Origin of the sequence: Caballeronia sp. LZ029, assembly GCF_031451275.1 — a bacterium.
GTDB lineage: Bacteria > Pseudomonadota > Gammaproteobacteria > Burkholderiales > Burkholderiaceae > Caballeronia > Caballeronia jiangsuensis.
This window is the reverse complement of record NZ_JARUXO010000003.1, coordinates 1,171,099-1,177,098: the sequence shown is the minus strand read 5'-3', so window position 1 is coordinate 1,177,098 and position 6,000 is coordinate 1,171,099. Positions and strand designations below refer to the sequence as shown.

Sequence of the window (6,000 nt, the reverse complement as noted above, 5' to 3'; positions counted from 1 at the left end):
GCTGCATCGCGTGTTCGATGTCGAAGGCGCGCGCACCGAGCCGACGCAGGGCATCGTCACGATCATGCAGACGGAAGGACGCCGCTTCGCGATGCTGATCGACGAGCTCGTCGGCCAGCAGCAGGTGGTCGTGAAAAACCTCGAAACGAATTACCGCAAGGTGCACGGCATTTCCGCCGCGACCATCCTGGGCGACGGCCGTGTCGCGCTTATCGTCGACGTGGCTGCATTGAGTCGTATGTCACGTTTGCAGCATGAATCGCAAAATCATTCGAGAACACTTCATTGAATCGGGGGGCTGACGTGGGAGCAGACATTCGATCGATTCTAGTCGCCGCAAGTGCATGGTCGAGCGATGCGCGCAGCGACGTCGGGTTCACCAGCGAAGCGCAAACGATTGAGAGCAAGGAGCGAGAAATATGGATCGAAACATGAAGATTCTGGTGGTCGACGACTTTTCGACGATGCGCCGTATCGTGCGCAATTTGCTGAGGGAAAGCGGCTACGTGAACATCGACGAGGCGGAAGACGGGGCGGCTGCGCTCGCGCGCCTGCGAACCGGTGGCTACGATTTCGTTATTTCCGATTGGAACATGCCGGTTCTGGATGGTCTGTCGATGCTCCAGCAGATCCGTGCTGACGCGAGTCTGTCGCATCTGCCGGTGCTGATGGTCACGGCTGAAGCCAAGCGGGAAAATGTTATTGCGGCGGCGCAGGCTGGCGCGAATGGTTACGTGGTCAAGCCGTTCACGGCCGCAACGCTTGACGAGAAGCTGACCGGCATACTTGAGAAGATGGTCAAGACGAGGGGGATTGCGAACGATCGATGAATAGCAAGCATAAGAAGCCTTAACCTGATTTCGGCAACAGCTTCTTAAGGCGAGTGCCACGGGCGACTGACAAGCATGGTCAAACTACGTGTGACCGCGGGCTTAAACGAGCTGTTTCTTTGGTTACTTTCTTTGCAGCAGCAAAGAAAGTGACTGCCGCCCCGCACAGGGGCAGTGCCAATAGACCGACACGCTAACGGGATCCGGCGCAACCATGAAAGCCCGAAAGCAATCAATCAATCAATCCTCCCGCTCCGCCTGAACATCCCGCGCTGAGATATTGAACTGCCGCAGCTTGTGATAAAGCGTCTTACGCGGCATACCGAGCGCTTCGCTCGCCGCTCCGACATTGCCATTGTGCCGCCGCAGCATATCCTCGATCAGCACGCGCTCGATATAAGCGAGCTGCTCGTTGAGCGGCGCCCCACCCCGAGGCCGATCATCGGAGGGAATCAACTGATCGCCCGAAAGCCCCAGCACAAAACGATCGGCCACGTTCTGCAGCTCGCGCACATTCCCCGGCCATTGATGCGCGGTCAGCTCCGACACCTGCGCAGCCGTGACCATCGGTGCATCCTGTCCGAAGCGCTGCGCCGCAGCGAGCACGAAATGCTCGAACAGCAGCGGCACATCCTCGCGACGCTCGCGCAAGGGCGGAAGATCGATTAGCGCGACGTTCAGCCGATACAGCAGGTCGGCACGAAAGCGTCCCTCGGACGATAGCAGCGCGAGATCGGCCTTGGACGCGGCAACCACGCGGCAATCGACGGCAATCGATTCATTCGTGCCGAGCCGCTCGATGCGCCGCTCCTGCAACACGCGCAACAGCTTGATCTGCAACGCGACCGGCATGGTTTCGATCTCGTCGAGAAAGAGCGTGCCGCCGTCGCTCCACTCGATCTTGCCGATGCGGTTCTTCGTCGCCCCGGTGAACGCACCGGCCTCGTGCCCGAAAAGCTCGCTCTCGAAAAGCTGCTCGGGCAGGCCGCCGCAATTGAGCGCGACGAAGTGATGTTCGCGTCTGCGGCCATAGTCATGCAGTGCCCTCGCGATGAGTTCCTTGCCGGTGCCCGTCTCGCCCGTGATAAGCACCGATACCGATGTATCCGCGAGCCGCAAAATCTTCTTGCGCACATCCGCGATGGCCGGCGACTTGCCGAGCACGAGCGCCTCGATGCCGCGTCCGTCTTGCAGCGCGGCGCGCAGGCCTTCGACCTCCAGCGTGAGCCGGCGCTTCTCGACAGCCCGCGCGACGCATCCGGCAATGTGCTCCGACGAGAACGGTTTCTCGATGAAATCGTAGGCGCCGACGCGCATCGCGCCGACGGCCGTCGAAATGTCCGCATGGCCGCTGATGAGCACCACGGGAATCTGCGCATCGACGGCGAGCACGTGCTGGAGCAGTTGCATGCCGTCCATGCCCGGCATTCGCAGGTCGGAAACGAACACCACAGGCGAGCCGGGCACGGCCGCGGCCAGCGCGCTCGCCGCCGATGCGTGCGACTCCACCGGAAAGCCCGCGAGCGCCACCGCCTGTTCGACGCCGAGGCGCACGTTCTCGTCGTCCTCGACGATCACCACGCGGATGTCATCGCTTGCCTGCCGGATCGGGCTTTTAGTCACTGTCAGCGCTCCTGCCGTTCGCCGCTACGAATTCGATGGTGAATTGTGCGCCACCGCCTTCGAGATTGACAGCCGCGATCCGCGCGCCGAAGCCCTCGACAATGCGCGACGTGATCGCGAGCCCGAGGCCCAGGCCATGACCGCGCGGCTTGGTCGTCACGAATGGCTCGAACAGATGCGCGAGCACGTGCGGATCGATGCCGGGCCCGTTGTCGGCGATGAAGAAGGTCACGCGAGCGGGATCGTCGCCCCGGTTTGCGCCGATGCGGATGCGCGGCGCTTCGCATCCGGCGAGCGCATCGAGCGCGTTGCCCAGCAGGTTGACGATCACCTGTTGCAGACGCCCCGGCTCGGCTTCCACGATCGCGTCCGGCGCGATGTCGATATCGAGCTGGACGCGTTCGTCGCGGATGCGCGCGTCGTACATGAGCCGCGCATGTGCAAGCGCATCGCCGAGCGCAACCGGCACGGTGTTCGCCTCGGGCTTTCGCGCGAAGGCCTTCAGTTCCGCCGTGAGCTGCGCCATGTTCTCGACGAGTTTGCCCACGCGCTCCAGATTGGCGATGGCCTGCGCGGGCTGGCCGCGCTCGAAGAACGTGCGCGCGTTGTCGCACAGCGTGCGGATGGCGACGAGCGGCTGATTGATTTCGTGCGTCAGGCCGGCCGCCATCTGGCCGAGCACGGCGAGCTTGCCCGCATGCACGACTTCCTGTTGCGAATCGCGCAGCTTGTGCTCGGTGAGCACGCGTTCCTCGATCTCCTGTTGCAATGCCGCGGTGCGCTGCTGCACGGTTTCTTCGAGACGATCGTTCGCGCGCTGCAAGGCGTCCTGCGCCTTGAGCCGCTCGAAGATCACGCGACGTCGCTGCACGGCGTAGAGACCATAGAGTCCCGCGATCAGGAACGCGAGCGTCACGAACGCGAAGGCGAGTTGTTGCTGCCGTCGCGCCGTCGAGAGATCGAGCGCCACCATGATTGCGTCGCCCGCTTGCGGCGCGCTGCGCGACATCACGAGATAGCGCCGCGTGCGGCCGGGATGCGACCAGTCGGGCAGGCGCGCGAACCACGCGCCGTTGCGCCAGTCGTCGAGCCGTTCGTAGCCGAGGTTATCGACCTTGCGGCCCGCATACTGGCGCGACGCCTGAATCTGCTCCTGCTTGTGCGCGGCGATGGGCGCGAGCGCGGTGAACTTCCACGCGGGCACGGTCGAGATCACGACCACGCCGTTGCCATCGACGACCATCGCGGCTTCGTTCGGCACGCGCCACGCGGCTTCGAGCGGATCGACGCTCAGCTTGACGGCCGTCGCGCCGAGCACCTTGCCCGCGCCGCGCACCGCGCTCGCGAAGTACAGGCCCGGCTCGCCCGTGTTCGTGCCGATGCCGAAGAAGCGGCCGCTGCCGCCCGAGATCGAATCGGTGAAGTACGGGCGATACGCGACGTTCGTGCCGACGAAGCTCACCCGCTGATTCCAGTTGCTCGCGGCGATGACGTCGCCGTTCAAATCGATGACATCCACCGCGACGCTGCCCGCGTCCTTGTTGACCGCTTCGAGATAATCGTCGACGGCGGGGAGCAGCGCGCGCCGCGCGCCGGGCGGCGCTTCGAGCAAGGTCTTGATGCTGTCCTGGCGCGCCGCGATCGCCGGAAGGATTTCATAGCGGCCCAGTTCGCTCTTGAGGCTCGCGGCGTACAGATCCAGCCGGTGCGCGCCCGCTTCGGTCAGTGCGTCGAGTCCGCGATGCCAGGCCACTTCCACGGCGGCGGCGGCCGCGGCGAGATAGAGCACCGCGCTTGCCGCCACTGCCCACAGGGGAACGCCCAACATCGTCATACACGGTCATCCGAAATGCGCCAGCACCAGCAAGGTCAGGGTGACGACGATCGCACCGCCGATGCGCGTCGCGATCTGCGCAAAGGGCATCAGTGTCATCCGGTTGGCGGCCGTCAGGATCGCCACGTCGCCCGTGCCGCCCTGGCCGCTGTGGCAGGCATTCACGATCGCGGTGTCGATAGGGTACATCTTCATCAGCCGTCCGACCACGAAGCCCGTGCCCATGAGCGTCGCGACCGTGATGACGATCGTCACGATGTTCGCCACCGTGAACGCCGCCATCAGCTTGTCCCACGGCGTCATCGCCACGCCGATCGCGAACAGCAGCGGATAGGTCACCGCCGTCGAAAAGAACTTGTACACCACGAACGCGCCTTCCTGAAGCTGCGGCGACACCGCCCGCGCGAGCTTCACCAGCACCGCCAGAAACAGCATCGCCACCGGCGCCGGCAGGCCGAAGATGTTTCTGCACATCAGGCCGAGCAGATACAGCGTGATCGCCGTGATGCCCGCCGCCGCGATGTGCGTCACGTCGATATGCCCGGTGATCTCTTCCTTCACCGGGTCCATCTCGTCCTGCTCGCCGACCTGCAGACGGCCCTGGCCCGTCAGATGCGGAAAGCGGCGGCCGATCATGTCGAGCACGCCGGACAGCACGATCGCGGTGAGACTGCCGAGCATCACGGGCGGCAAGACCTGCGCGAAAAGTTCGCCTTGCGGCAGATGCATGATCTCCGAATAGCCGATCGAAAGCGGGATCGCGCCTTCGCCGACGCCGCCCGCCATGATCGGCACGACGATGTAGAGCAGCGTGTGACGCGCGCCGAGCCCGAGCGCCGTGCCCACCAGCGTGCCGACGATCGCCGCCGCGATCGAACCGACCGCGAGCGGAATGAAGATCTTGATGAAGCCCTTGATCAGCACGCGCCGGTCCATGCTCAGAATGCTGCCGACGATGATCGACGCGATGAAGAGATACAGGAAGTTCGTCTGCTTGGTGAACTCGGTCGTGAGATTCAGGATCGGCTTCGGCAGCAGATGATAGTAGGTGAGCGCCGACGGAATGAAGGTCGCGAAGATCGCCGCCGCGCCGATGTTGCGCACGAGCGGCATGCGCTTGCCGATCTCGGCGCACGTGAAGCCGAAGAAGGCGAGCACGGCGATCGCCATCGAGATTTCGCCCGGCACCTTGCCCGTCACCGCGAATCCCGTGATCAGGCCGAGCAGCAGCAGATACACCGGCAGCGGAATGATGCCGATGCGCGTTTCCATCAGCTTCCACCAGCCCTCGGGCCAGAAGCGTTCCTTGTTCGTCGATGCCGGCTGCGCGTCGTCGTGCTGCGCGCTTTGAGAGGTGATCTGCACGTATGTCTCCTTGCTGTTTGGGCGATGCATGTGCTGCAATCCGAACGGCGGGCGCGTGTGTCCCACGCCGCGTGTGGCGGATGATTCGGGATGTGTCGGGAAAAGCGTGGGGCGTCTGGCTACCGGAAGAACGCGGATGCGCGCCGGGGCAATGGCAGGGTCAAGATGTCGTCTCCGTTGTTGGCTGGCCCTGAGCGGCGAAGCGCGTTCGCGGCGGGGTCTATGCCTATGACAAGGCAAGGGCCGTGCCAACGGATACGCGCGGATGCTGTGTGCCAAGCCACTGATTTCATGCGGATTTTTTTGGGACGACAGCGGACGCGCGCGCGGCGTTCTGAATTTTCAGAA

General features: G+C 63.9%; 5 protein-coding genes. 2 read left to right on the top strand and 3 right to left on the bottom strand.

The window, feature by feature from the left end; translation table 11 throughout:
* A partial coding sequence (locus tag QCE73_RS24795) for a chemotaxis protein CheW (RefSeq protein ID WP_309883982.1) occupies positions 1-289 on the top strand: 289 nt, incomplete at its 5' end.
* 130 nt (positions 290-419) lie between these two features.
* Positions 420-830, top strand: a complete 411-nt coding sequence (gene cheY, locus QCE73_RS24790; protein ID WP_035503787.1) for a chemotaxis response regulator CheY — start codon at positions 420-422, stop codon at positions 828-830.
* A gap of 240 nt (positions 831-1,070) precedes the next feature.
* Here cheY and QCE73_RS24785 read toward each other — a convergent pair whose 3' ends face one another.
* From QCE73_RS24785 to QCE73_RS24775, 3 genes are read right to left on the bottom strand one after another with little or no spacing between them, the layout of a single operon-like run.
* Entirely contained in the window at positions 1,071-2,453 is a 1,383-nt protein-coding gene (locus QCE73_RS24785) for a sigma-54 dependent transcriptional regulator (protein ID WP_309883981.1), read from the bottom strand.
* Entirely contained in the window at positions 2,446-4,287 is a 1,842-nt protein-coding gene (locus QCE73_RS24780; protein WP_309883980.1) for an ATP-binding protein, read from the bottom strand. The genes QCE73_RS24785 and QCE73_RS24780 overlap by 8 nt, the downstream gene beginning before the upstream one ends.
* A gap of 6 nt (positions 4,288-4,293) precedes the next feature.
* Positions 4,294-5,652, bottom strand: coding sequence for a 2-hydroxycarboxylate transporter family protein (locus QCE73_RS24775; RefSeq protein ID WP_035503899.1), 1,359 nt, complete (start codon positions 5,650-5,652; stop codon positions 4,294-4,296).
* Positions 5,653-6,000 lie beyond the last annotated feature (348 nt).

Excerpts from the sequence above, each read along its gene's own strand:
- cheY (WP_035503787.1), top strand. The coding sequence starts at position 420 with ATGGATCGAAACATGAAGATTCTGGTGGTCGACGACTTTTCGACGATG.
- QCE73_RS24780 (WP_309883980.1), bottom strand. The coding sequence starts at position 4,287 with ATGACGATGTTGGGCGTTCCCCTGTGGGCAGTGGCGGCAAGCGCGGTG.